The following is a 23,806-nucleotide window of genomic DNA, read 5'->3' as shown; positions in this document are numbered from 1 at the left end:
GCAAGCGGTGCCGCGAGTGGCGTGCAGCAGTTTAAAAAGAAAAACAAAATCGGCCTGATCCGTAACTTTCGTTTTGGATCAGACCGATAATCTGGGGTGAGTAACGGGGCTTGAACCCGCGACCTTCTGGACCACAACCAGACGCTCTACCAACTGAGCTATACCCACCATGTTTACTTAGCTACTAGTCGGAACGTCAGAGACGCTCGAACTGATTTCAAGCAACGAGAAATACTATACACGCATCCGGTCCGAAAATTACAATCGGAGGATAGTTTGAGCGGGGGGAGTCCAGCGATTACGAAAAAACGGCCTGATCCGTAACTTTCGTTTTGGATCAGACCGTTTGTCTGGGGTGAGTAACGGGGCTTGAACCCGCGACCTTCTGGACCACAACCAGACGCTCTACCAACTGAGCTATACCCACCATAATTGCTTCGTTACTAGTCAGTTCGCTTTTGCGTCCCGGCTTCGTATCTGGCAACGAGAAATACTATACACGCACCCGGGGGGTGAGTGCCAACTCGAAAGGGCCCTATTGTGCTGTGTTGTGCATCACCCGCTTTTTAGGGCCCTGACTAGTCGTTACTTTTCGGCTGCCGGGGAGAGTTGTGAAGCGATCTTGCGCGCTTGATCGGTGCTCGGCCCCGGTGCGGGGACCATGATCGCAGCCCGGTAATAGCGCAGTTCATCGATCGAGTCCTGAATGTCACCGAGTGCGCGATGGTTGCCGGTTTTGGCCGGAGCTGCGTAATGAGCCTTGGTGTACCAACGCCTGCTCAGTTCCTTCAAGGTGGATACATCGATGATTCGGTAATGCAGGTGCTCGATAATTTCTGGCATATCGCGTGCCAGGAAGTTCTTATCGGTCCCGACCGAGTTACCGCCCAATAAAGCCTTGTTGGGTTCTGGAACATGCTTGCGGATGTATTCCATGACCAGGCGTTGGGCTTGATCCATCTGCATTCCGCCATCGAGCTCTTCCAGGAGTCCGGAGACCTGATGCATATTGCGCACGAAGTCATCCATCTGAGCCAGCGCGGCATCCGCTGGCTTGATCACCACCTGGATGCCCTCATCGGCGATATTCAGTTCCGAATCGGTGATCAGCACAGCTACTTCGATCAACGCATCGTTGGCCAGGTCCAAGCCGGTCATCTCGCAGTCGATCCATACAATTTTTTCTGAGTTACTAGACACGTGACCAATCTACCCGTTGTGCGCGGTGTGGGGGAGCGCACGGGGCGAAAGCTTGGTGGATGCTGGTGTCACACCTGAACCCCGGTCTTGCTCAATGCTAAAATCATCTGAGATTTCCGGACGTTGAATTATGGGCTCTCCAATGATTTCCCGGACTTGGCGTCGATTTTTTTAAACGAACTTTTTGTCCGATCCAGCACGAGGTGTCATGGTGTCCGCTAGCAAACCAGAAGTGCTGGAATCCCAGCCATACCCTGGTGTCAATAAGACGTTGCTCAGCGGCATCGTCGGTTCGTCCATGATCCTCTTCGGGTCCTTCGGAACGGGCTGGCTTGCCAGCGTTTCACCGCTTAACCGTGATCCGTTCTTCATCATGGTCCGCACCGAAGCCACCGGTGTGACCATCAGCGTGATCTTGCTGGCGCTCGGTTGCTGGCTGCTGTTTCGCGCCTGGTGGCGGTTGGGGCAGAAGCTCAAGGGCTGGGACGCGGGTTCGCTGAAGATCGTGCGCCGCGCGGTCTGGCTGTGGAGTATTCCGATGCTCATCGCGTTGCCGATTATGAGTCGCGACGTCTTCGCATATATTGGCCAAGGCAGACTCGTCGACGCGGGGCAGGACCCCTACGTCGACGGCATCTCCAGCTTGAACAATTGGTTCCAGCTGGGAGCCGACACGATGTGGGCACAGGACGGCACTCCCTACGGCCCGCTCTTTCTGACCATTGAATACATCGTGGTCAACATCGTGGGTGGATCCACCGATGCGGCAGTTCTCGCCTTCCGCGGGATTGCGCTCATCGGCGTACTGCTCTGCCTGCGCTACGTTCCCAAACTGGCCGAATTGCATTCCGTCTCGGGTGCCAAGGCGGCCTGGATGACGGTGGCCAATCCGTTGTTCCTGGTGAACTTTGTGGCCAGCGCGCACAACGATGCGCTGATGACCGGACTGTCGGTCTGGGCCGTCTACCTCGCCTGCAAGCGCCACGGATTCTGGGCCATCGTGGTGCTCGCCGCCTCCATCGGCGTCAAGCCAATCACCCTGGTGCTGCTGCCATTTATCGGCTTGCTCTGGGCCGGGCCGATGGCCAGCTGGCCCCGGCGTATTTTGTACTGGGCCTACTCCGGATCGATTTTCCTGGCGCTCATGACGCTCGTTGGTTGGATGAACGGCTATTGGTTCGGCTGGCTCGACGTGCTGCTGAACTACAAGGGCGTCGGTGTGTCCATCATCGCGCCACTGGGCATGCTCACCGTCGGACTTTCTGGCATCTTCAATTCCTTCGGTCTGGAATCGGGCTGGGTGCTTCCCGTGGTGAAGACCGGTGGCCAGCTGCTCGCCGTGGGCCTGGCCATCATGCTGATGTTCCGTGGCAAATACTCGCATCTGGTCCAGCGCATGGGCATCGCCTATGCGGGGATCGTCGTGCTATCCCCGGTGATCCAACCGTGGTACCTGCTGTGGTTGCTGCCGTTCTTCGCCGTCACGGGACTGCGTGACGACTGGCAGATGCTCTGGCTGCATCTGACCACGATCTTCTTCTTGGCTTATCAGGCCGCGGACCAGATTTTCGTCTGGCAGTTCCTGCAAGAGAGCCTGGTGCCCCGAGTTCAACTGATCTCTTGGAGCATTTCGATTATCTGCGCCTTGTACCTGGTCTTCCTTGATCCGAAGACTAAAACGATCTGCCCCGAATTGCTTAGCTCCACCAACTGGCTGAAGAAGAAAAAGAAAGCCTAGTGAGCGTGCAAGTGCGAAATTATGAGCGGCATGCCACGCCGCTGAGAACCCTGGGGTGGCAGGGATTCGCCGCCTCGGCGTTGATCACCGTGGCTTCGTGGGGGATCGGCTGGTTTCCCCGCAGCCAGCTCTCCCCGCTGGCACGCAGCGGCTTCTTTATCGAATTCCGCACCGAAGTATGGGGCGTGATTAGCTGCATTATCCTGATGGCGCTGGGGCTGGCGTGGCTGACTCGATCTTGGATCTTGGCTCGGCCGCTAGTCGAAACCGCAGATACGATCCACCCAAGGCAGTTGGGCAAGTTGATCGCCATGTGGTCCGCGCCGCTGATGTTCAGCTTTCCCATCCTCAGCCGTGATGTCTATTCATATTTGGCCCAAGGGCGGATGCTGCACGCGGACAAATCGCCCTACCATGAGGGTATTTCTGCACTTCCTGGCTGGTTCGATGGCGGATCCGATGGGCTCTGGGCTCAGTCGCCCTCGCCATATGGGCCCTTTTTCCTGGTCTTATCGCGCATCATCTACTTCGTCTCCAACGGCGTGCCGGAGATCGGTGTGGGTTTGCTGCGCGTCGTCGCGCTGCTCGGGGTCATTGGCTGTTTCCATTTCACCGCGAAACTCGCCCAAAAAATGGGGCAGAACCCGAACTGGTCCAACTGGGCCATCGTGGGCAACCCACTGTTTTTGCTGACCATGATCGGTGGCGCGCACAACGATGCGTTGATGATCGCCGGAGTGTTCAGCGCCTTCGCCCTGGCCTATGACCGCCGCGCCATCGCATCGACCTTTGCGCTGGCCATCGCGGTTTCCGTCAAACCAATCGTGCTGCTGGTCCTGCCCTTCATCGGGTTGATCCTGCTCGGTCAGAACCACCGGCTGCGTGCGCGCTGCGTCGTCTGGCTGAAGGTTTCCTGCTATTGCCTCGCCTGGCTTTCGGTGATCGGCGCGGTGACCAACCTCTGGTTCGGCTGGCTTCCGGCGATGTTCACCGCCGGCGACGCGGCATTCCCCTACGCCCCGGTGGGACTGATCGGCTGGTCCTTCGGCAATCTCGTAGGGCTCCTCGGTGGACCGGTAGCGCTGACTCAGTCGATCGTGGTGACACTCTTTCAGGCCTTCTCCCTGCTGATCGTCGCCCGGCTCGCCTTGGCGAAGGATATTTCTCGGCCCGTCCGCTTGGCCGCCTGGGCGCTGTCCGCGGTGGTTTTGCTCGCCCCGATCATCCAGCCCTGGTACATCTTGTGGATGATCGCCCTTTTCGCGATCTCGCACCGAGTCTCGTGGTCTTCGGAGAAGCTCATGATCTACCTGTCCAGCTTGATCCTGCTGGTGGTATTCGTCGACCAGCTATCCATCGAACAGTGGCATATCGTCTGGCTGATGCGGGTCCTGGCGGCGGTGATCGCGGTGGGACTGATCGCCGGGCTTTTCCGATTCGATCCAAAGACGCGCACCGTGCTCAGCGGAAACACCGGTCCTGCCACCATCCCGGAATCTCCCACCGGGCGTTAACGAAGCTCACACCTGGCATCCCAGCTTCTTGGTATCTTTCTCCGCTTAGATAGAAATATGCAAACGATGTTCTGGCCCGCAACGATAGCCATGCTCGGCGCTGCTCTGTTCCTTGGCGCCGCCGGTATCTTCCTGCTCGCAATCCAGTACCACCGCCACGGTCGCTTATCGTGGCGGCGCACGCTGACCACCGGCGCCGCGGTGATTTATGGTTTTGGATTATTCAGCTACACGATGCTTCCGCTGCCCGAAACACGTACCGCATTCTGCCGGCCCGGGGTGGCCATCCCGCAACTAAATCCATTGAACTTTCTCAACGACTTCGCGCTGTCCTACGAACTGGGCATGCGTCACTTTTTGACGAGTTTCACGCTGTGGCAGGTCTTATTCAATGTGATCTTGTTCATGCCCTTGGGTATTCTGGCGGTTCGCTGGCTGCGCGGCAACATCTTCCTCGGCACGCTCATCGGACTCACCGCGAGCCTAGCAATCGAGCTGACCCAGTACACCGGCATCTGGGGGCTCTACACCTGCGCCTACCGCGTGGCGGACGTGGACGATGTGCTGACCAACACCCTCGGCGCCCTGATCGGTTCGATCGTGGCATACCTGCCTATCTTCAGCTGGCTGACCGGACCCCGCGAATCGAGCGCTGCGAATGCCGCGCCGCGCGAGGTCACCCGGCTGCGCCGTTTTATGGCCAACGCCTTCGATATAGCTTTTGTGCTGGCGCTGGTCATGCTCACCACCTTTGTCCTGGAAATCGCCGAAAAACTGGGCGCACCGCAGGCCTCCTACAACCTGACCGAGCGGTGGATTCCTTCCATCTCCGTGCTGCTGGTCTTCCTGCTCCCCACCCTCGCGCCGGGACGCGCAAGCCTGGGTCAGCGTTGCGCCTGGATCCGTATCGCCGGAAAGCAGCGGCGCGAAGCCTCCGCGTGGCAAGCCTTGCTGCGCAGCCTTTTGGGGCTCGGCGGAATTTCCTTCGCCTTCCAAATCGCCGACAGCATCTGGGCGGTCAGCCCCTGGGCCTGGCTGAGTTTGTTAGTCCTGGGCTACGTGGTGCTCAGCTCGCTCTTCTTGCTCTTTGATCGTTCCGGCCAGGGTTTGGCCGGGCGGATCACCGGCACCAGATTTGTCGATCGCCGAATGCGCTAAGCGCGCACCGCACAACGCCCAGCCGATGAGGCTAAAATAGTTCCGGAGCCGGTGCCCGATACCGCTGGTAACTACATTCGCTTTGTTGACGTTCCTATTCATTTCTCGAAAGTAAGGTCTGCCCCGCAGCATGGATAACAAGCCAGAAATTCCGCGCGAGCCTCACCGCGCCGTCCTAGGAACCGCCGTGGGTGCCACGGTCTTGATCGCGATCGGTGCATTCGTCCTATCTTTTGCGGCCCTGACCGACCTCGCTGAACGCTCCGGCATCGACTCAAGCCTGGCCTGGATCTGGCCAATTATCATCGACGGTATGATCGTGGCCGCTACGGTTGCGATCGTGGCACTGAACGGGTTCAACCGCAAGGCAATGATTTACCCGTGGTCGCTGCTGTTCTTCGGCGCCATCGTGTCCACGGCGGCCAACTCCACCCACGCGATCCTTACCGTGGACTCGATCGTCAACGGCGTGCCACCGCTGGTCTCGGCGCTTGTCGCCGCCATGCCGCCAATCGTGCTGCTGGCCATCACCCACCTGACCGTACACATGTACCAGAAGAAGTCCGAAGCCTCGAAGCTTCGCGCCGAATACGAATACGATGAAGATGCGGCCAACGCCGAGAAGTACGGCGTCGCCTACGATGACGGTTACAACGCCGCGCTGACCGACTCGCAGCAGGCTGAAGCCGAACGCGTAGCCCAGCTGGAGCAGGATCACCAGGATGCCATCGCCAGGGCCCGTGCCGAGGCGATTGCCCAGTCGCGTGCCGAAAAAGTCACCCCGCTGAAGCAGGCTCCGGCGGCCAGCGCACCAGCCACCGCGGCCAAGCCGAAGAACGATGACAAGGCGCCATTGTACGAGGATATGGCCAAACGGCTTTCGCGTCCGCAGGCCTAAGGCTTCCACCCGTTTAGCAGCACACGAAGGACTTATTGCATTTCACCGCACTAGGAGGCAAGACTATGGATCAATCGACCAGCAGCACCGAACCGGCACAGTTCAGCGACCAGATCGACGAGGCAGTTACTCGTTTCGAAGCGGTCGGTGCCGAGCTCGACGAGGTGCTCAGCGCGATGAAAACCAAGATCCGTTCGTTGTTCCACGGCAGTGAAGTCCAACCCTTGTTCGTGACCGGAAGGGTGAAGACTCCGGAGTCCTTCCGGTCCAAGGCCTCGCGCCAGCTGCAGGAAACCCCGGAAACAAACCCGGTGCTCGAATTCCCCAACCCGTTGCGCGAAATCCACGACATGGTGGGGCTGCGCATCATCGTGATGCTGCCCCACGAAATCCAGCAGGTCGCTACGCTGATCAAGGCCCACCGCGAGGACTTCGATTGCCGCAGCGACCGGGAGAAGGACATCGGTTCGGTGGAATCCGGAACCTACGGCTACTCCTCACGCCACCTGCTGCTCAAAACCCGCAATGAACCGAGCGTTTCCAAATTCCAGGAGGCCCTGGGCAAGCCGGTGGTTCCCAGCGGCAACTTCGTCTTCGAGGTGCAAATCCGCACGGTGCTCCAGCACGCCTGGAGCGAGATGGAGCACGATATTCGCTTTAAGCATCCCGGCGAGGCGGCCTGGAACCCGCAGATCGACCGGCATTTCACCGCGACCTCCGCGATGCTCGAAACCGTGGAGAACTACTTCACCGACATCGACGATCTCTACCACCGGATGAATGGCTATCACGACCGGCAGGGGCTGGGCGCCGAGAAGCTCTCGGGGGAGAAGATCGGTGAAATCTGGCAGACCCTGCTGCCGCATGTGGACCGCAAACGCGATGACGACTGGTCCTGGGCTGCCGAACTGCTCGGCGCGCACGGCATCGACGCGACCTGGCAGCTGGCCGAGCTCCTGGACGCGAATGTGGTCACCGAGGTCCGCGCGGCGCTGGACCACCGGTATTCTCCGGGGCCGGACCGGCTGCTCGACGACGTGCTGCTGTGGCGCTTCGGCAAGGAGCATATCGAAAAGACCAGCGGCTCGGATCTGCGCCGCGAGGCGTCGCTGCGCCGCCGGCTGATTCAGATGAAGGACTTCCGCTCCACGCAGCGCGGCTAAGCTACCTGCCTCCGCCCGCCACCAAGACCCGGTGGCGGGCGGCGGCTTTTTGCTTCCGATGTCGATTCGCACACAGTAAGGCATAACCCAGCTGGGCGACCGGTAGGATAGTAAAGTTGCCCTTGATAGGGCCAATAGATTTTCCTTACCCCGTTTCGAAAGGGCCACACCATATGATTTCCGTAGCCAACCTTGAGCTACGCGTCGGCGCCCGCTTGCTGATGGACGAAGTAAACTTCCGGATTGACAAGGGCGACAAGATCGGACTGGTGGGTCGTAACGGTGCCGGTAAGACCACCATGACCAAGGTTCTGGCCGGGGAAACCCAGCCAACCGGCGGCGACGTGTCAAACAAGGGCTCCATCGGCTACCTGCCGCAGGACCCGAAGACTCCGGACATGGAGCAGCTCGCGCGCGACCGCATCCTGGCGGCCCGCGGGCTGGATATCGTGCTGAACAAGCTGGCCAAGAACCGCGAGGAGATGGCCAGCGAAGACGCCAGCATCTCCGCCAAGGCCATGCGCCGCTACGACCGCCTTGAAGCCGAGTTCATGGCCGCCGGCGGTTATGCCGCAGAATCCGAAGCCGCCGCGATCTGTTCGAATCTGGATCTGCCAGAACGCATCCTGGACCAGCCGTTGAGCACGCTCTCCGGTGGTCAGCGCCGCCGTGTGGAGCTTGCCCGCATCCTCTACTCGGACGCCGAAACGCTGCTGCTTGACGAGCCGACCAACCACTTGGACGCCGACTCCATCACCTGGCTGCGCGACTTCATCAAGAATTATGCCGGCGGCGTGCTGATGATCAGCCACGATACCGGCCTGCTGGACGCCACCGTGAACAAGGTGCTCTTCCTGGACGCCAACCGCGCCACGGTGGATGTCTACAACATGAATTGGAAGCGCTACCAGGTCCAGCGCGAAACCGACGAGCGCGCCCGCAAGCGCGAGCGCGGCAACATCGAGAAGAAGGCCTCGGTCTTGACGGCGCAGGCCAACAAGATGAAGGCCCGTGCCTCCGGTGCCTCCGCCGCCCAGTCGATGCTCAAGCGTGTGGACCGCATGCTCTCGGGACTCGAGGATGTGCGTGCCAACGATCGTGTCGCGGCGCTGCGCTTCCCGGATCCTGCCCCTTGCGGCAAGACCCCGCTGATGGCCGAGGGCCTGTCGAAGGCCTATGGTTCGCTGGAAATCTTCACCGACGTGTCCTTGGCAATCGACCGCGGTTCCAAGGTAGTCATCCTGGGCCTGAACGGTGCCGGTAAGACCACCTTGCTGCGCATGCTGGCCGGTGTCTCCGAACCAGACACCGGTGAGATCGTTCCGGGCCACGGCCTGAAGATCGGCTACTTCGCCCAGGAGCACGACACCCTGGATACCGAAGCCACCGTGCTGGAGAACATGCGCCGCAACGCGCCCGATCACCTCAACGATGCAGACGTGCGTTCGATCCTCGGCTCGTTCATGTTCGTCGGCGATGATGTGTCCAAGTCCGCCGGGGTGCTCTCCGGCGGCGAGAAGACCCGTCTGGCCCTGGCGACCATCGTGGCTTCCAGCGCGAATGTGCTCTTGCTCGATGAGCCGACTAACAACCTCGACCCCGCCTCGCGCGGAGAGGTGCTTGGCGCGCTGTCCACCTTCCCGGGTGCCGTGGTCATGGTCAGCCACGATGAGGGCGCGGTGTCGGCCCTGAAGCCTGAACGCGTGGTCATCTTGCCCGATGGCGACGAAGACCTGTTCAACGACGGCTACCTGGAATTGGTCTCACTGACCTAAATCAGCGACTGCACATTCATCGCGGGCCGGCACACTTGCACAGTGTGCCGGCCCTTGGTGTTATATCCAGCCGTGAGGTTAAGTCTGCACTGTCTGCCGTCGGCTCGTGAAAATTCGTCCAAAGACGGGGATATTAGAAAATCCGGAGGCGGTGCACGCTTCCGGGAACTTGAGCACCTGGCTAAAACTATCGGAATTAACAGGTTCTGGCTCGAAGTAGCCGGTTGAAGTGCTGATCCATATCCACTTTCCAAGGAGAAAGTTCCTGCTATCTTGGAAGTATGGATAGTTCACCTGCTGACGATGGTCTTGATGGGTGGCCGCACCCCGACCCGAAGACTGCCGCTCGAATGCTGGAGGAGGCCAAACGGGTAGATGCTCGCACACAGGAACTAGTGGCCCAGAACCTCCAGTCCGCCCGTAGCAAATGGAAACCGGCGGTGTTCTTTACATATATAGCAACTTTTCTGTTGGTATTTACCGGACCTCTAGGGCATCTTGGCATTTCGGATGCATACGCCGGGCGGCTATGTGCGACATTGCTAATCCTGCCCATGCTGATGTACACGTTATTGATTCAGGGTGCTAATCATCGGGAATCGGCCTCAGCAGTTATTGTGTTGAAAGGTCGCAAGTTGGTTAGTGTCTTATTCGCCGTCCTTTTATTTGCGGCATTGCCGACTGCAAGTATGTTGGGAATCGCCATACCGTGGTGGATGTGTCTTGTAACCGCAGCGCTCATAGTCTTACCGATGGCTGCGAGCACGTTGGCCGGGCGCCGGCGCACCGGGAACCAGGTGCAGCAGAGTCGCAGAGCATGGAATCTCGCGCCGCTGAACCTCCGTACTCGGCTTGGCACTCTCGCAGCGGCCCTCTACTTAGGAATCGCGATTTTCTCGCTCTATTTTTCCTGGTTCGCTCTCGCCCAGTTCGTAATGAGCATGTTAATGTTGGCGCTGGTCATTTTAGGTGCCTCCAGCAGAGGATTGGTCAAACTCGGTGCCCACTGGAGAGATCAAGAGTGGTTCGCTTTCGGATTGTCGTTTTTCTTGTACCAGTTGTCCATGCTGGTCGCTATACGCACGACATGGGACTCTCCTGTAGTTGGAGTCGTAAGCGCGATCGTTGTTGCGCTTCCCATGGCTCTCGGCGCGTTACTTAGCAAGCAACGATCATGAGCGGCGGAGAGAATGAGAAACAGCATCCACGACACCAACTGGATGATGCTTTGCTCACACCAGTTCGGTTTTCGCTCATGGCCGCGGTGCGAGAAGACGCAGAATTCGATTTTGCAACATTGCGGGACATGATTGAAACAGAAGATTCAACCCTTAGCAAAGCGATCAGCTACCTGCAAAAAACTGGCTATGTTGTGCCGCGAAAAGGGTATGTCGCAAATAAACCAGGTACTTGGGTGCGTGCGACTCCGGCAGGAACTGCCGCATTTAGGCGTCATCTCGCAGCGCTTCAAGAAATTGCAGCTGGGCACGGCGAAGATCTGAGCTAATTCAGCAGCAGTGGATCGTCCGTTATAAAATTGTTCGGTTCCAGCAGGTTCACAATCTAACTCGTCTGGCGTGCCGCACTCTCGGAATCGCATACAGTTTTCACCAATTGTAAGAACGTCAGTTGATCAGATGCGACCATCACGGTAGCTGATTCGTTGTTCAGAATCTCTAGCCACTGGATTTGGAGTAGCTTCACAATTTTGAACCTGTTCTGATGGTTACCCAATCGCCCCAACCGCAAATTAATGCAGGGGGGTATAGATTGGTCTCACCGCAGTACGGTTCAATCCGCTCAAGATAGGACAGCGCAAGCTGCCGGAACGACTGGTTCCGCACACAGCGCTCCGCGCCTTCCTGCGATTCAACAGATTCAACTGACTTGAACCGGCCGCCGAACCAACGTTTTGTAAATTATCGGTAGCCTGACGCAATCCCGGGCAAAATTTTCCAAGATATTCCGGGTCGCTAAATCACTGGCGAAATGGCTAGGGCACCGAGATATCTCGTTGGAGCTCGGATACCAGCCTGCGATGTGGAGACGATCCCTGGACGCAAGCAGCAACCCGGGGGGCTGATCCAAGATGCCGACGCACCTCGCTTGGGGGCAGATTCTCAGCTGAAACAACTGACCCTAACCGAGTTCCGGTTAGGGTCTGAAGTTTTGCTGTACTCAGCGCGATTCGCTGGAGGAGCCGGCGTCGCGCGGTTCATCGAGCATCGCGTCCTCGTAGGCCTCGTCGGTCAGCGTGCCGTCGCGCCTGAACTTCTTCTCCTGCTTCGCGCGCAGCTTGCGCACCCGGTGCACCGGTTCGTCGAAGCCCAGTGCCTTCGCCTCGGCCAGCTCGGCGGCGTCTTCGGCGTTGATCTTTCGCTGTTGCTTCACCGCGTACCAGAAGCCGACGAAGGCAAGCACGCCGAAGGCGTACCACTGGTAGGAGTAGGACAGGTGCGGGCCTTCATCGGTGTCTGGCTTGTCCAGCGCAAGCGGCGTCGTGGCCGGCGCCGGATCTTCCGCGTACATGATGCCGTAGGCGCCTTCGGCGATTGGGTAGCCAAGATCCGCGGCATAGCCCGGCAGGAAGATGGAAGCTAGCTGGCCCTCGGGGGCACCACGATCCAGTTTGACTTCGGTTGGCTTCAGCCGAGCCTCCAGCGTGACGGTGCCCGTTGGGGGAGCCGGGACCTCATCGGGGCGACCGTTTTCGGAGTTGCCGATGGGCAGGTAGCCGCGGTCGATAATGACCGTGGCGCCGGACTCGGTGCGGAAAGGCACCAGCACCTCATAGCCCGGACGGGCCGCCTTGATGCGGTTGCGCACGATACGTGTGTCCTCGGCGAGGTACTGGCCGGTGAGCTTCACCGTCATCCAGGTATCTTCTTCGGGCAGCGCGTCGAACTTGGACAGGGCCGCGTTCCCGGAGACCGCTTCGGCATCGTAGTTGTTGTTCACGTGGGTGATCGCGGTGAGCACCTCGGCGCGGCGATCTGCCTGCCATTTGCCAAGACCCGTGCAGGCTGCGGCGAAGATCACGACGAGCAGCAACCAGCCCACCCAGCGGGTGCTGGCCAAAAAACGGTACATTTACTGATTGGCTCCTTCGCCCATTGGCAGGGTTTCCTTATAGAGCAAGCGTTCCTTGAGGTAGGTCTCCAGCCATTCGCGATGCTCTTGGCAGGCCAACCAGATCTTGCGTCGTTCCGGGGTGTGGATTTTGGGGTTGTTCCACAAAAGCTGGTATTCGGCGGGCTGGCGGCATCCCTTGCGGGAGCACTGCACCGGGGCCGGGGCGGAATTTGCGCCGCCAAGCGAACCTAACAGATCCATTTACTGCTCCTTCGGAGTCTCGGTTGGCGGGGCCGGCTCTACGAGTGTGCCATCGATGATGACCACCTCTGGTTCCTCGGCCCCGGTGGCCTGGACCTTGTTTTCAAGCTGTTCCGGTTCGGTGCCCGTGTAGAACTCCGCCGGCGGCTCTCGCTTGGTCAGATCGGCACCTCCGTTGGCGATGACTACCGCGATATAAGGAAGAACGATCGCGCCGGCCAGCATGACCCAGCGTATCCAGCCTTCAAAAAAGAAAGCCAAGATGAAGCACACCATGCGCACGGTCATGGATATCGTGTATTTGCGCACACGCAGATCGCGCTCGGAGCTATGGGACTCGTGCGCTTCGGTAATGCGATGAACCGGCTGGTCCTTGGGACCGGGGTTCGAGTGCTGGTGTGACATGGCTTTCGAACTTCGCTCAACGGGGTTATTTCTGCCCCTATTCTCTCACTTGAGCCTGTGAGAACCGAATTTCTACATGCCGTCGAAGCGGTAATACTGCGTGGTAGCTAATAGGATTGTTCTCGGAGTAGCTACTGACCTAAGCAAAGTGCCTGATCCTTCGCCCGCAAATCGACGGCGTGCAGGAGATGCATGGATGGAGAAAAACATTGAGCACGGATACCACCAACGGCCGCAGCGTACTGGTCACCGGCGGAAACCGCGGAATCGGCCTGGCCATTGCGCGTTCGTTCGAAGCTAACGGCGACAAGGTAGCGATCACTTACCGCAGTGGCGAGGTGCCTGCCGGGCTGCTGGGCGTGAAGGCGGATGTCACCGACGCGGAGTCGATCGACGCGGCCTTCAAAGAGGTCGAAGCGGCTCACGGCCCGGTCGAGGTGCTCGTCGCAAACGCCGGTGTTACCAAAGACACCCTCCTGTTGCGCATGAGCGAAGACGACTTCACCTCGGTGATCGATACGAACCTGACCGGCGCCTTCCGTGTGATCAAACGCGCAACCAAGGGCATGCTGCGCCTGAAGCGTGGGCGCATAGTGCTCATCTCCTCGGTGGTGGGGCTCTACGGCTCGCCGGGCCAGATCAACTACGCCGCGTCCAAGGCCGGGCTGGTGGGTATCGCCCGTTCGCTGACCCGCGAGCTGGGTTCGCGCAATATCACCGCCAACGTGGTCGCCCCGGGCTTCATCAATACCGAAATGACCGCCGTGCTTCCGGAAGAAACCCAGAAGTCGTACCTGCAGTCCATCCCGGCCAACCGCTTCGCCGAACCCGAAGAGGTTGCCAACGTGGTCCGCTGGGTTGCCAGCGACGAAGCGGCCTACATCTCCGGTGCCGTGATCCCGGTCGATGGCGGCTTGGGCATGGGCCACTAGAACTACCCCCAATCTTCAATCATCCTAAGGAGTAAGAAAAGTTGAGCGAATACAAGGGTGCAATTGTCACCGGTTCTTCCCGCGGCATCGGCGCTGTCACCGCACAGATCCTCGCAGAACAGGGTGTCGGCGTGGTGATCAACTACCGCGCTAAGGCGCCACGAGCCAACAAGATCGTGAGCACCATCGAGGAAAAGGGCGGCAAGGCTGTCGCCGTCGGCTCGGACCTGACCACCGTCGAGGGCCCGCAGGCCCTGGTCGACGCAGCGGTCGAAAACTTCGGTTCCCTCGACGTGCTGGTGCTGAACGCCTCCGGCGGCATGGAAACCTCCATGGGGGAGAACTACGCGCTGCGCTTGAACCGTGACGCGCAGGTCGCAATGCTCGAGGCGGCCCTGCCAAAGCTGAGCGAGGGCGGCCGCGTGGTCTTCGTGACCAGCCACCAGGCGCACTTCATCAAGCAGGTCTCCACCATGGATGCCTACGACCAGGTCGCGCAGTCCAAGCGTGCGGGTGAAGACGCCTTGCGCGAGTTCATCCCGAGGCTGGCCGAGAAGAATATCGACTTCGTTGTCGTCTCCGGCGACATGATCGAGGGCACCATCACCGCGACCCTGCTCAACCGCGTAGAACCAGGCGCCATCGAGGCCCGCCGCGAGGCCGCCGGCAAGCTGTACTCCGTCGAGGAGTTCGGCGCCGAGGTTGCCAAGATGGTCTTCGCCGAGGTGGAAACCGGTCACACCGAGTACGTTGGCGGCGCCGAGGACTTCCTGAAGCAGGCCGGCCAGTAACTACCTGCTGATCAGCTGATCAACTCCAAAGCCTGTTGCCCGCCCCCAGAGTTGGGGCGGGCAGCAGGCTTTAAGCATCAGCTCGCGGGGGCGTGCCGTCGGGGCTGGCCTGCGAAGAATCCGCTGAGGTTAGCATGTCCACTGATAGGGGGTGGTTGCGGAGACCTTCAGCAGACCATAGCGTTCGAGGATGGGACGGGAGTACTCGGTAGAGTCGCTATGGATCAGCGTTTTGCCCAACTTCAGCGCGGAGCGGGCCCGAGCAGCCGTCAGCGCACGGTAGATCCCTCTTCCGCGCCATTGCTCAAGGGTTCCGCCGCCCCAGATGCCTGCAAATTGCGTTCCGGGAACGGGTTCAAGCCTTCCGGCACTGACGATCTGCCCATTGGCTTCGGCAACCCAGAGTTCCATCCCGTCATCGGTGGCCAGGCGCTGCAACACCGCCTCGGCGTGATGCTCCGACACCGGATCGCCGAAGGCCTCATCCTGCATCGCACACATCGCGCGCACTTCTGTCTCGGTTGAAACTTGGCGCAGCCGAACGCCTGCCGGCAATTCGACGTCCACCGCGAGATCCGCTGCCGGCCCAATCATGATGGACTCGGATTCTTCGGCAACGAATCCATGGGCTAGCAACTCGTCGTGCAGTCCGGGTGCATGATCGTGGCCGCGCGTCTTCCACTCAACCCGGGTGATCTCGGGCGCTAGTTCGTAGTGGGTCAATGCCTCGCCAACTAGGCTGGAAAGATCAATCCCGCTGGCCCGGTCAACGTGCGGGTAGGTGATGAACCCCCGGCCCTCCGCGAAGCTCACCAGGCGCAGTGGACCGAGCCGTGCCACGTTGAGCGCGCTCGGCGTTTCTGCATCGGTGCGAAGCTGCTCGTCGTATAAACCAAGAAATTCTGCGGCCAATGCTGTGCCCATGGTTGGTTCCCTCCTGCCGGATGGATCAAAAGGGCGCCTCCTGAGTAATCAGTAGGCGCCCTGGGAAGTTGTGCGGTTACGGCTTCTCGCCGCAGATCACCTTGTGCCATGGCTGGTAGGTCCAGCTCTTGACATCCGGTGGCAGGGTTTTCGAACCGTCAATCGTCGTGCGATTGCGCGTGATGTCGATGGTGAAGCCCTTCTGCCCGCCGCTTTCGGAAACGCATTCCTTGGCGGTGTTGTACTTGGTCTCCGGGTTCGTCTGGTTGTACTTGCCCGAGCTCTTCTGCGAGACCTTCCAGTAGTCGGTGCTCCACAGCCGGGTGTGCACCCGGTCCCCGGATACCCAGGCCTGGATCATCACACCATAGGGGGTGTTGTTCTTCCAGATCATGTCGACCGAGCCTTCCCACAGGGTGGCTTCGCGCCCGGCCGGGTAGCGTTCGAACCAGCGGGAGTGCGGCTTGTGGGTGACGTCGTCGTAGCCGGCAAGGAAGCCGACGTTGTACAACTGGGTGGAGATCTGCGACAGGCCGCCGCCAACTGCTTCAGTGGAGAAGCCGTCGACCACCACACCGGAACCGAAGTAGCCGTTGGCCACGGTGATTGGGCCCAGGGCCTTGAGCAGCGAGAAGTTCTCCCCGGGCTCGATCACGGTTCCGTTGATGCGTGCCGAGCCCGCACGCAGGTTCTTGGTGCGGACCGTGTCATTGGCCGGGTAGGGGGTCGAGAATTCGACGATCTCTTCCTTGATGCCCAGCTTCTTGGCGTCTTCGGTGGTGAAGTCGGCTTCCGAAGCGCTCAGCACCACCTTTGCGGTGCGTTCCTTGGTTTCGGTCGCGGCCAGTACCTTGGCACCGAGGCCCTTGGTCTCGAGCGCGACACCGGGCACCGATTTCTTGATGGCGGGCTTGCCGTTTGCCAGCGTGATGCGGGCGTTCTTGGCCGTGCTGCTCAGCTCGGAATTCTTGGTCGCCGCGTTGAAAAGCTTCTTGTCGTCCAGGGTGATGGCCGGGGCGCCGTCCTTCGGCGTGTAGCTGGCCGCGGCGGCGATCGAAGCGGTCGAAATGTCGACTTTCTTCTGATCTGAGGTCAAGGTGACCTTGTCCTTGAGCAAGGACTTCACCTGGTCGTCATAGAAGGACTGCAAGGCATCGGGGGAAATCTCCGGCTTGGTGACCTCACTGGGCAGCTCAATCCCGGCGGCGCCGATGCGCCATTCTTCGCTCAGCAAGCTGGCGGCCTCATCTTGCTTTAATACGACGCCATCAACGGGCGCGACGAGCGTTGCCTTGCCCTCGGCGAAGGTGATATCTCCCTCGGCGACCTCGGCGTTTGCCTTCTTGGCCAGCGCCTGAAGTTCGGTGTTGAGCTTGTCGTTGTCTACGTCGATGCTCGCGGTGGCGGTGTATTTGCCGGTTAAGCGATCGAGCAGATCGGCCGGGTTTGCTTCGTATCCGGTCAGGTCCGCGACCGTGTCATCGATGTTGAGCGTCAGCCCCGCCTTGGCCGGATCAATTTTGTAGCTCTGGGCATTTACCAGGACCTCGAAGGGCTCCGCCGCCAAGGGCGCCACGGATTCACTCAGGGCGGCTCGTGCTTCGTCCTGGCTCATCGAACCGATGTTCACCCCGGCGATGCTCGTATTAGCCGGGATCTGGGCGCTCACGAAGGCTGCACCGCCGAAATAGAGCGCCGCCGCAGCCACCACGCACGAACCGGTAATGATCCAGGGCTTGGCCTTGCTCTTGGCCTTGCCCTTGGAACCGTTGCGAGCGGAGGGTGAGGATGAACTGTCCGGGGAGGGAGTCTGCACTTGTCTGTTAGCTCTTTCGAAAAGCGATTGGGGTCGGGCACGGTACGTGAATTATTACTTCCAAGTACAGCAATGCACCAAAAGAAATACTAACGGGTGGAGCAACCGACACGCGGTGTTGTGTGAGCAATCGCCTGAATTGTTATCGAGTTGTTGGATTTCAGGCCGCCAGGTCATCCAATACTAGGTCGGCGATCACATCCAGGCGGCCAAAATCGATGCGCGCGCCCGCTTGCTCCCGCAGCGCCGGCTTCGCGTTGAAGGCTACACCCAGTCCTGCGGCGTTGACCATGTCCAAATCGTTGGCACCGTCCCCGGCGGCGATGGTTGCCTCCATGCCGATGCCGTGTTCGGCCGCCCAGGCGCGCAGCATCTTTTCCTTCATGGCGCGATCCACGATCTGGCCATGCACGGTGCCGTCGAGCAGGCCCGCGGTGATGCCCAGGGTATTTGCCAGCGCGTGATCCAGCTTGAGCTCTGCCGCCAAGGGGTCCAGGATCTGCTGGAATCCGCCGGAGACCACGCCGACCAGGTGCCCGGCTGCATGGAAGCGCTGCACCAGTTCGCGTGCGCCGTCGGAGTAGACCACGCGCGCAATGACTTCGCTCAAGACGGTTTCCGGCAGGTCTTTGAGTGTGGCCACACGCTGAATCAGCGATTGGGCGAAGTCCAATTCCCCGCGCATCGCAGCTTCGGTGACCGCGGCGACCTCCTCCTCGCGCCCGGCATGGGCCGCAAGCAATTCGATGACTTCCTGCTTGATCAGGGTTGAATCGACATCCATCAGCAGCAGCATGCGCGGCGCATCGGTCAGCGCGGAATCCACCACGGTCACGCATGCGTCCGCAGCAGCAAGCGCACCGGTTGCGACGTAGGCGTCAAAGGCCTCTTGCGCCGCGATTCGCAATGCGGTCGAATCAGCATTCTCGATGCGCACCCTAGCCACCATGCGCTCGGCTGAATGCTGCACGCTCAATGCGGCGTCGGCGGCGAGGGGCAGGGCCTTGCCCACATGGTCGATGAGCGAATCGAAAGTTTCGCGGGGTAGTGCCGGTCGGGAGACGAGGGTCAAAGTTGAAGCCATGAAACTATTTTCGTCTCTGGAGCCAAGTACGACCAAACATGACGGTCGGTTCCTTTCCGCTGGCGGTAGAGCCAATGCACTTGTACACGTTGGTTCAATGAGTTTCGGATGGCCAATGTGCCAGCAGGCCTGATGGACGCGAGCGATCCGTTGCCGGGATTACCCAGCTCGGCGCGCACCACCTGCTCGGGTGAGTCTGGTTTCTTGTCCTTGACCACCGAGCGAGAGAGGATTTCCGCAGCAGGATTCGGCTCACCGATGCCGAAAGCGAGAAACTGCCCGGTGCCGGGTTAGCTTCTCGCCGCGCACTCAGCGGGAAGCCTGCCGGTGATCCGCCTCCTTGGCGAGCGGGGTACCCGCCGCGGCTAGACTGCTATTCGGCGCTCGGCCGGTCCACCACGGGCTGTGGAGTCATATTGCACAGCTGCAGCGGTGTTTTCAATTAGTGAATCAGAGAACGAAAGTCTAGGCTTAAAAACCATGAGCGAAGTGCTAACTTTCAACGATGTCAGCGTGGTGCGCGGGGGTAAAGACCTGCTCAACGACGTGTCCTGGGAAGTCACAGAAGGCCAGCGGTGGATTGTGCTGGGCCCCAATGGCGCCGGCAAGTCAACCCTGATGAACATTGCAGCCACCCGTCTGCATCCCTCCCGCGGCACCGCGGGCATTTTGGGCGAAACCATGGGCAAGGTCGACGTTTTCGAACTGCGGCCGCTGATCGGCTTGAGCTCGGCACTGGTCGCCAACGCTATTCCCGGCAACGAGACAGCGCTGAATGTGGTCCTCACCGCCGCGTACGGGATGACCGGGCGTTGGCGCGAGAAGTACGAACGCCTCGACGAACGCCGGGCCTTCTCGATGCTCCACCAGTGGGGCATGTCCACCTTCATGAACCAGCCATTCGGCAAGCTATCCGAAGGCGAGCGCAAGCGCGTACTCATCGCCCGTGCGCTGATGACCGACCCGGAACTGCTGATTCTCGACGAACCAGCCGCAGGCCTGGATCTTGCCGGGCGCGAAGAACTGGTGACCAAGCTCACCGAGCTGGCCGCCGATGAAGACTCCCCGGCCCTGGTGCTGGTGACCCACCACCTCGAGGAAATACCGCCTGGCTTCACCCACATCTTGATGCTCAAGGACGGCGAAGTGGTCGCCGCGGGCGAAATCGCCTCCACCCTGACCGAGGAAAACCTCAAGGCAACCTACGGGATGGAGCTGAGCATGCGCGAAGACGCCGGCCGCTACTCCGCCGTCGCGCGCCGCCAAGGCTAAGGACGCGCTGAACTGTGATCGAATTTTGGCGTGAAGCGTTAATCCTGCTCGGCGGCCTGTGGGCGGGAACCATCAACACGGTGGTGGGGTCGGGCACGCTGGTGACCTTCCCCATCCTGGTCGCATTGGGAATCACCCCGGTCAACGCGGTGGTCTCCAACGCCATGGGCCTGATCGCCGGAGGCTTCTCCGGCGCCTGGGGCTACCGCCGCGAAGCGGCCAGCGTGAAGAAGACCCTGCTGAAACTGGTGCCGGTCTCCCTGATCGGCGGACTGATCGGTTCGCTGCTGCTGCTGAACCTGCCCGAATCGGTGTTCGGTGTGGTCGCCCCGGTGCTGCTGCTCTGCGCCTTGGTGCTGGTCATCTACCAGCCGAAGCTCGCCGCCTGGGCCAAAACCCGGCAAGCGCAGCGCGGCGGAAGCGACCCGGACGACGCGGACCGCGCGAAGATCCCGCTGATCCTCTACGTGCTGGTCTTTGTCATCGGCGTCTACGGCGGATACTTCACCGCCGCCCAGGGCGTGCTGCTCATGGCGGTCTTCGGCGTCTTCCTGCAGGCTTCCCTGCAGCAGTCCAACGCCATCAAGGTGATCCTTTCGCTGCTCGTGAACCTCGTCGCCGCCGGGATTTACCTGCTGATCGCACCGGAACGCATCCACTGGCTGATCGTCCTGCTGATCGCCGTCGGCTCGCTGATCGGCGGGTTCATCGGCGCGAAGGTGGGACGCAAGCTCTCCCCGGGATGGCTGCGCCTGGTCATCGTCATCCTCGGCGTCGTCGCCTTGGCGAATATGCTCTACAAGCTGGTATCCGGTGCCTGAGATCACCAACCCCGAACGCATCCTGCGGGTCGAGGATCTGCATGAGGATGCGCGTTTGGACGAATACCTGCGCCTCTCCGAAGCCCACCTGCGCATGCGCACCGACGTGGAAAACGGCCTGTACATCGCCGAAAGCACCACGGTGGTCACTCGCGCCATCAACGCCGGCCACGTGCCGCGCAGCTTCCTGCTGGCCGAAAAGCACCTGGACCAGCTGGCCGAAGAGTTCGAACGCTTCCCCGAGGTGCCGATCTTCATCGGCAACGACCGGCAGCTGCAGGACCTGGTCGGCTTCCACCTGCACCGCGGCGCGATGGCCTCGATGAACCGTCCGGCACCGCTGGACCTGGGCCAGGTGCTCACCGCCAGCTCGCGGATCGCGATCCTCGAAGACATCGCCGACCACACCAATCTCGGCGCGATCCTGCGCTCGGCCTCCGGACTGGGCGTCGACGCGGTGCTGATCACCCCGAAGTGCGTAGACCCCTGGTATCGGCGCAGCGCGCGCGTGTCCATGGGCACCGTCTTCGACCTGCCCTGGGTGCGGCTGAACTCCTGGCCAGAGGATATCGCGATCCTCAAGGACCATGGCTACACGATGCTGGCCATGGAACTGACCGAGGACGCGGTGGCGCTCAACGAGGTCGAGATGACCGAAGGAAAGAAATTTGCGATGATCCTGGGCAACGAAGGCAGGGGAGTGGCAGAGCAGACCCTGGCCTTGGTTGACCAGGCGGTGATGATCCCGATGCGCCGCGAAGTCTCCTCGCTGAACGTCGGCGCGGCCAGCGCCATTGCCTTCTGGCACCTGTGCTCCGCGCCACGCAATTGAGTTTCGCAGAACTTGGTTTTGTGGGATAGGATGGAATGACTGTGTATCGACCCTGGTCGAGGTCGCAGGCTAATTTTCCGAGCAAGTAGCTGCTGGCAAAATCCAGTGGCCATAAACCAAAAGGTGTATAGCTATGAAGGCTGATATTCATCCACAGTACGGTCCAGTTGTCTTCAACGACCTGGCTTCCGGCGAGCAGTTCCTGACCCGTTCGACCCGTTCGTCGGACAAGACCATCGAGTGGGCAGATGGCAACACCTACCCAGTGATCGACGTCGAAATTTCGGCTGCATCGCACCCGTTCTACACCGGTAAGCAGCGCATCATGGACACCGCTGGCCGTGTCGAGCGCTTCAACGCCCGCTTCAAGGGCTTCGGCGGCAAGAAGTAATTCTTCGCCCCTCGCAAGCTTAAAACGGCGCGATTCCAGTTTGACTGGAATCGCGCCGTTTGCTTTTTAACCGGCAGCACACCGCCGGTCGATTGGCCTGCGCAGCCGAGGTGTCACAGATCCGGCGCGGGCGGTGTCTTCATGTCATAGGACCCAGAACCGACCCGCAGGAGGAGTCATGACCAACAGGATCCCGGCCACAGAAATCACCGGTCTCTACGGTGCACTCATCAAGAAATTCAGCGCGAAGATGTTCGGCAAAGTCCCGGAATCCCTGGGCGTGATGTGGCACAACAAGCCCGTGCTCAAGGCATCCATGGGCATCGGGCAGAAGGTGCAGAAGTGGGACAGCTGCGATGAGTCGCTGAAGTCTTACGCCCATATGGCCGTGGCCTCTTTCATCGGCTGCACGTGGTGCCTGGACTACAACTACTTCATGGCGCACAACCACGGCCTGGACCTGGACAAGGCCCGGCAGATCCCGTGCTGGCGCGAGTCCGAGGTCTTCACCCCGCTGGAGCGCGACGTCCTGGAGTATGCAGAGGCCATGAGCGCCACGCCCGTCTCGGTGACCGACGAACTCTCGGCACGGCTGCTCGAGCAATTGGGCGCGCCGGCGCTAGTCGAACTGACCAGCGTCATCGGCTTCGCCAACCTCACCACCCGCAGCAACGTCGCCCTCGGCATCGAATCCGAGGGATTCGCCGATTCCTGCGGGCTGAAACCGCTCGCGGAGCGCGGCGGCCGCGGAGTAGCATAGGCGGCATGAGCAACCTCGGCGCCGCTGACCTGCAGGATCCGTTCCTCGTGCACCGCGGCCTGCTCTTCACCGTCGCCTACGAGATGCTCGGCTCCGCGGCGGATGCCGAGGACGTGGTGCAGGAAGCCTGGCTCCGTTGGGCCGAATTGGACCCCGGCGTCCGCGCGGCCGTCCGCGACCCGCGGGCCTACCTCGTGCGCACCGTCAGCCGCCAGGCGCTCAACCGCCTGCGCACGCTGTCCAGGCGGCGGGAGGACTACGTCGGGCAATGGCTGCCCGAGCCCCTGCTCACCGTGCCGGATGTCGCCGAGGACGTGGAGCTGGCCGAAAGCGTCTCGATCGCCATGCTCACCATCCTCGAATCGCTCGCCCCCGTGGAGCGTGCGGTATTCGTGCTGCGCGAAGTCTTCGACGTGCCTTACGCGGAAATTGCCGAGTCCGTGGGCAAGTCGGCGGCCGCCGTGCGCCAGATCGTCAGCCGTGCACGCTCTCATGTGGCCGCCCGGCGCCCCCGCATGTGCGTGGATCGCAGCGAGCAGCGGGAAGTCGTGGAAAGCTTCCTGGCGGCGGTCACCACCGGGGATGTGCAGGGGCTGATGGACGTGCTGGCTCCCGAGGTCATACTCATCGCCGACGGCGGCGGCGTCGCCCAGGCCGTTCGGGTGCCGGTGTACGGTGCGAAGAAGGTGACCAATCTGCTGCGGCTCTTCCCGGAGGCCGCGCAAAACCCGAAGATCGCGCTTCTCTGGCTCAACGGGGCCCTGGGCATCCGCATCGACGATGAAGAAGGCGGTCCCTCACTCATAAGCCTGGTGGTGGAGGAAGGAAGGGTCGCACGGATTTTCGCCATGCGGAATCCGGAGAAGCTCGGCCGCGTGGAGGCGGAAACCAGGCTGGAGCGCTAGCCGCTGAATAGCCGCGGGGCGTAACCGCCGGCAAGGAGCAATTAGTCACCCCTCGCGCCCTTTGCGCTTTAACTCCCCGCCAACCTCAGACGAT

General features: G+C 60.7%; 23 protein-coding genes and 2 tRNA genes. 16 read left to right on the top strand and 9 right to left on the bottom strand.

Annotated features, from left to right (window positions below; translation table 11 throughout):
* Positions 1 to 92: 92 nt before the first annotated feature.
* The 3 genes from CQ015_RS01380 to orn all read right to left on the bottom strand — a co-directional run bounded on the left by CQ015_RS01380 (position 93) and on the right by orn (position 1,200).
* Positions 93 to 168: transfer RNA gene (locus CQ015_RS01380), tRNA-His, on the bottom strand.
* 183 nt (positions 169 to 351) lie between these two features.
* Positions 352 to 427, bottom strand: a tRNA-His gene (locus tag CQ015_RS01375).
* A 158-nt stretch (positions 428 to 585) separates the two neighbouring features.
* A complete protein-coding gene (gene orn / locus CQ015_RS01370; protein ID WP_105552064.1) occupies positions 586 to 1,200 on the bottom strand; it encodes an oligoribonuclease in 615 nt (204 codons plus the stop codon).
* 208 nt (positions 1,201 to 1,408) lie between these two features.
* Here orn and mptB (CQ015_RS01365) point away from each other — a divergent pair, with 208 nt between their 5' ends.
* The 8 genes from mptB (CQ015_RS01365) to CQ015_RS01330 all read left to right on the top strand — a co-directional run bounded on the left by mptB (CQ015_RS01365) (position 1,409) and on the right by CQ015_RS01330 (position 10,953).
* Entirely contained in the window at positions 1,409 to 2,938 is a 1,530-nt protein-coding gene (gene mptB / locus CQ015_RS01365) for a polyprenol phosphomannose-dependent alpha 1,6 mannosyltransferase MptB (RefSeq protein WP_255248528.1), read from the top strand.
* Positions 2,938 to 4,452, top strand: coding sequence for a polyprenol phosphomannose-dependent alpha 1,6 mannosyltransferase MptB (gene mptB, locus CQ015_RS01360; protein WP_105552065.1), 1,515 nt, complete (start codon positions 2,938 to 2,940; stop codon positions 4,450 to 4,452). Before mptB (CQ015_RS01365) ends, mptB (CQ015_RS01360) begins: the two co-directional genes overlap by 1 nt.
* A gap of 57 nt (positions 4,453 to 4,509) precedes the next feature.
* A complete protein-coding gene (locus CQ015_RS01355) occupies positions 4,510 to 5,610 on the top strand; it encodes a VanZ family protein (protein WP_096288787.1) in 1,101 nt (366 codons plus the stop codon).
* A 130-nt stretch (positions 5,611 to 5,740) separates the two neighbouring features.
* A complete protein-coding gene (locus CQ015_RS01350; RefSeq protein WP_096288785.1) occupies positions 5,741 to 6,508 on the top strand; it encodes a DUF2637 domain-containing protein in 768 nt (255 codons plus the stop codon).
* 65 nt (positions 6,509 to 6,573) lie between these two features.
* A complete protein-coding gene (locus CQ015_RS01345; protein ID WP_096288783.1) occupies positions 6,574 to 7,671 on the top strand; it encodes a GTP pyrophosphokinase family protein in 1,098 nt (365 codons plus the stop codon).
* 173 nt (positions 7,672 to 7,844) lie between these two features.
* Entirely contained in the window at positions 7,845 to 9,446 is a 1,602-nt protein-coding gene (locus CQ015_RS01340; protein ID WP_096288781.1) for an ABC-F family ATP-binding cassette domain-containing protein, read from the top strand.
* 395 nt (positions 9,447 to 9,841) lie between these two features.
* Positions 9,842 to 10,624: a hypothetical protein gene (locus tag CQ015_RS01335; RefSeq protein ID WP_141393608.1), complete on the top strand. Its 783-nt coding sequence runs from the start codon at positions 9,842 to 9,844 to the stop codon at positions 10,622 to 10,624.
* Complete coding sequence (locus CQ015_RS01330; RefSeq protein ID WP_105649162.1) at positions 10,621 to 10,953, top strand: transcriptional regulator; 333 nt, start codon at positions 10,621 to 10,623, stop codon at positions 10,951 to 10,953. The genes CQ015_RS01335 and CQ015_RS01330 overlap by 4 nt, the downstream gene beginning before the upstream one ends.
* A gap of 671 nt (positions 10,954 to 11,624) precedes the next feature.
* Here the strand turns inward: CQ015_RS01330 and CQ015_RS01325 are convergent.
* The 3 genes from CQ015_RS01325 to CQ015_RS01315 are packed head-to-tail and all read right to left on the bottom strand — an operon-like array spanning position 11,625 to position 13,184.
* On the bottom strand, positions 11,625 to 12,536 hold the full coding sequence (locus tag CQ015_RS01325) for an SURF1 family protein (RefSeq protein ID WP_105649161.1): 912 nt from the start codon (positions 12,534 to 12,536) through the stop codon (positions 11,625 to 11,627).
* Positions 12,537 to 12,779: an acetone carboxylase gene (locus tag CQ015_RS01320; RefSeq protein ID WP_105552068.1), complete on the bottom strand. Its 243-nt coding sequence runs from the start codon at positions 12,777 to 12,779 to the stop codon at positions 12,537 to 12,539. It lies immediately after the preceding gene.
* On the bottom strand, positions 12,780 to 13,184 hold the full coding sequence (locus tag CQ015_RS01315; RefSeq protein WP_105569095.1) for a DUF3099 domain-containing protein: 405 nt from the start codon (positions 13,182 to 13,184) through the stop codon (positions 12,780 to 12,782).
* A 209-nt stretch (positions 13,185 to 13,393) separates the two neighbouring features.
* Between CQ015_RS01315 and CQ015_RS01310 the strand changes: the two genes are divergently transcribed.
* On the top strand, positions 13,394 to 14,116 hold the full coding sequence (locus tag CQ015_RS01310; RefSeq protein ID WP_096288768.1) for a beta-ketoacyl-ACP reductase: 723 nt from the start codon (positions 13,394 to 13,396) through the stop codon (positions 14,114 to 14,116).
* Between the two features lie 41 nt (positions 14,117 to 14,157).
* On the top strand, positions 14,158 to 14,907 hold the full coding sequence (locus tag CQ015_RS01305) for an SDR family oxidoreductase (protein ID WP_096288766.1): 750 nt from the start codon (positions 14,158 to 14,160) through the stop codon (positions 14,905 to 14,907).
* A 129-nt stretch (positions 14,908 to 15,036) separates the two neighbouring features.
* Here the strand turns inward: CQ015_RS01305 and CQ015_RS01300 are convergent, their stop codons facing one another.
* The 3 genes from CQ015_RS01300 to serB all read right to left on the bottom strand — a co-directional run bounded on the left by CQ015_RS01300 (position 15,037) and on the right by serB (position 18,731).
* Positions 15,037 to 15,831, bottom strand: coding sequence for a GNAT family N-acetyltransferase (locus tag CQ015_RS01300; RefSeq protein ID WP_105649160.1), 795 nt, complete (start codon positions 15,829 to 15,831; stop codon positions 15,037 to 15,039).
* A gap of 76 nt (positions 15,832 to 15,907) precedes the next feature.
* Positions 15,908 to 17,647, bottom strand: coding sequence for a VanW family protein (locus CQ015_RS01295; protein WP_105649159.1), 1,740 nt, complete (start codon positions 17,645 to 17,647; stop codon positions 15,908 to 15,910).
* Between the two features lie 160 nt (positions 17,648 to 17,807).
* Positions 17,808 to 18,731: a phosphoserine phosphatase SerB gene (gene serB, locus CQ015_RS01290; RefSeq protein WP_105649158.1), complete on the bottom strand. Its 924-nt coding sequence runs from the start codon at positions 18,729 to 18,731 to the stop codon at positions 17,808 to 17,810.
* 480 nt (positions 18,732 to 19,211) lie between these two features.
* Between serB and CQ015_RS01285 the strand changes: the two genes are divergently transcribed.
* The 6 genes from CQ015_RS01285 (at position 19,212) to CQ015_RS01260 (ending at position 23,712) form a co-directional block, all read left to right on the top strand.
* Positions 19,212 to 20,003, top strand: a complete 792-nt coding sequence (locus tag CQ015_RS01285; protein WP_105649157.1) for an ABC transporter ATP-binding protein — start codon at positions 19,212 to 19,214, stop codon at positions 20,001 to 20,003.
* A 14-nt stretch (positions 20,004 to 20,017) separates the two neighbouring features.
* The gene (locus CQ015_RS01280) at positions 20,018 to 20,824 is read left to right on the top strand and encodes a sulfite exporter TauE/SafE family protein (RefSeq protein WP_105649156.1); all 807 of its coding nucleotides are present in this window, start codon (positions 20,018 to 20,020) and stop codon (positions 20,822 to 20,824) included.
* Positions 20,817 to 21,656, top strand: a complete 840-nt coding sequence (locus CQ015_RS01275) for an RNA methyltransferase (RefSeq protein WP_258133437.1) — start codon at positions 20,817 to 20,819, stop codon at positions 21,654 to 21,656. The genes CQ015_RS01280 and CQ015_RS01275 overlap by 8 nt, the downstream gene beginning before the upstream one ends.
* 133 nt (positions 21,657 to 21,789) lie before the next feature.
* The gene (locus CQ015_RS01270) at positions 21,790 to 22,047 is read left to right on the top strand and encodes a type B 50S ribosomal protein L31 (RefSeq protein ID WP_096284304.1); all 258 of its coding nucleotides are present in this window, start codon (positions 21,790 to 21,792) and stop codon (positions 22,045 to 22,047) included.
* Positions 22,048 to 22,225: 178 nt separating this feature from the next.
* A complete protein-coding gene (locus CQ015_RS01265; protein ID WP_105552075.1) occupies positions 22,226 to 22,807 on the top strand; it encodes a carboxymuconolactone decarboxylase family protein in 582 nt (193 codons plus the stop codon).
* Positions 22,808 to 22,812: 5 nt separating this feature from the next.
* Positions 22,813 to 23,712, top strand: coding sequence for an RNA polymerase sigma-70 factor (locus CQ015_RS01260; RefSeq protein WP_181150322.1), 900 nt, complete (start codon positions 22,813 to 22,815; stop codon positions 23,710 to 23,712).
* Positions 23,713 to 23,806: the final 94 nt, after the last annotated feature.

The sequence above is a fragment of the Arthrobacter sp. MYb221 genome, from assembly GCF_002979835.1.
Lineage (GTDB): Bacteria > Actinomycetota > Actinomycetes > Actinomycetales > Micrococcaceae > Glutamicibacter.
Note: the sequence above shows the minus strand (reverse complement) of the source record. Positions and strands in the feature narration are given on the sequence as shown.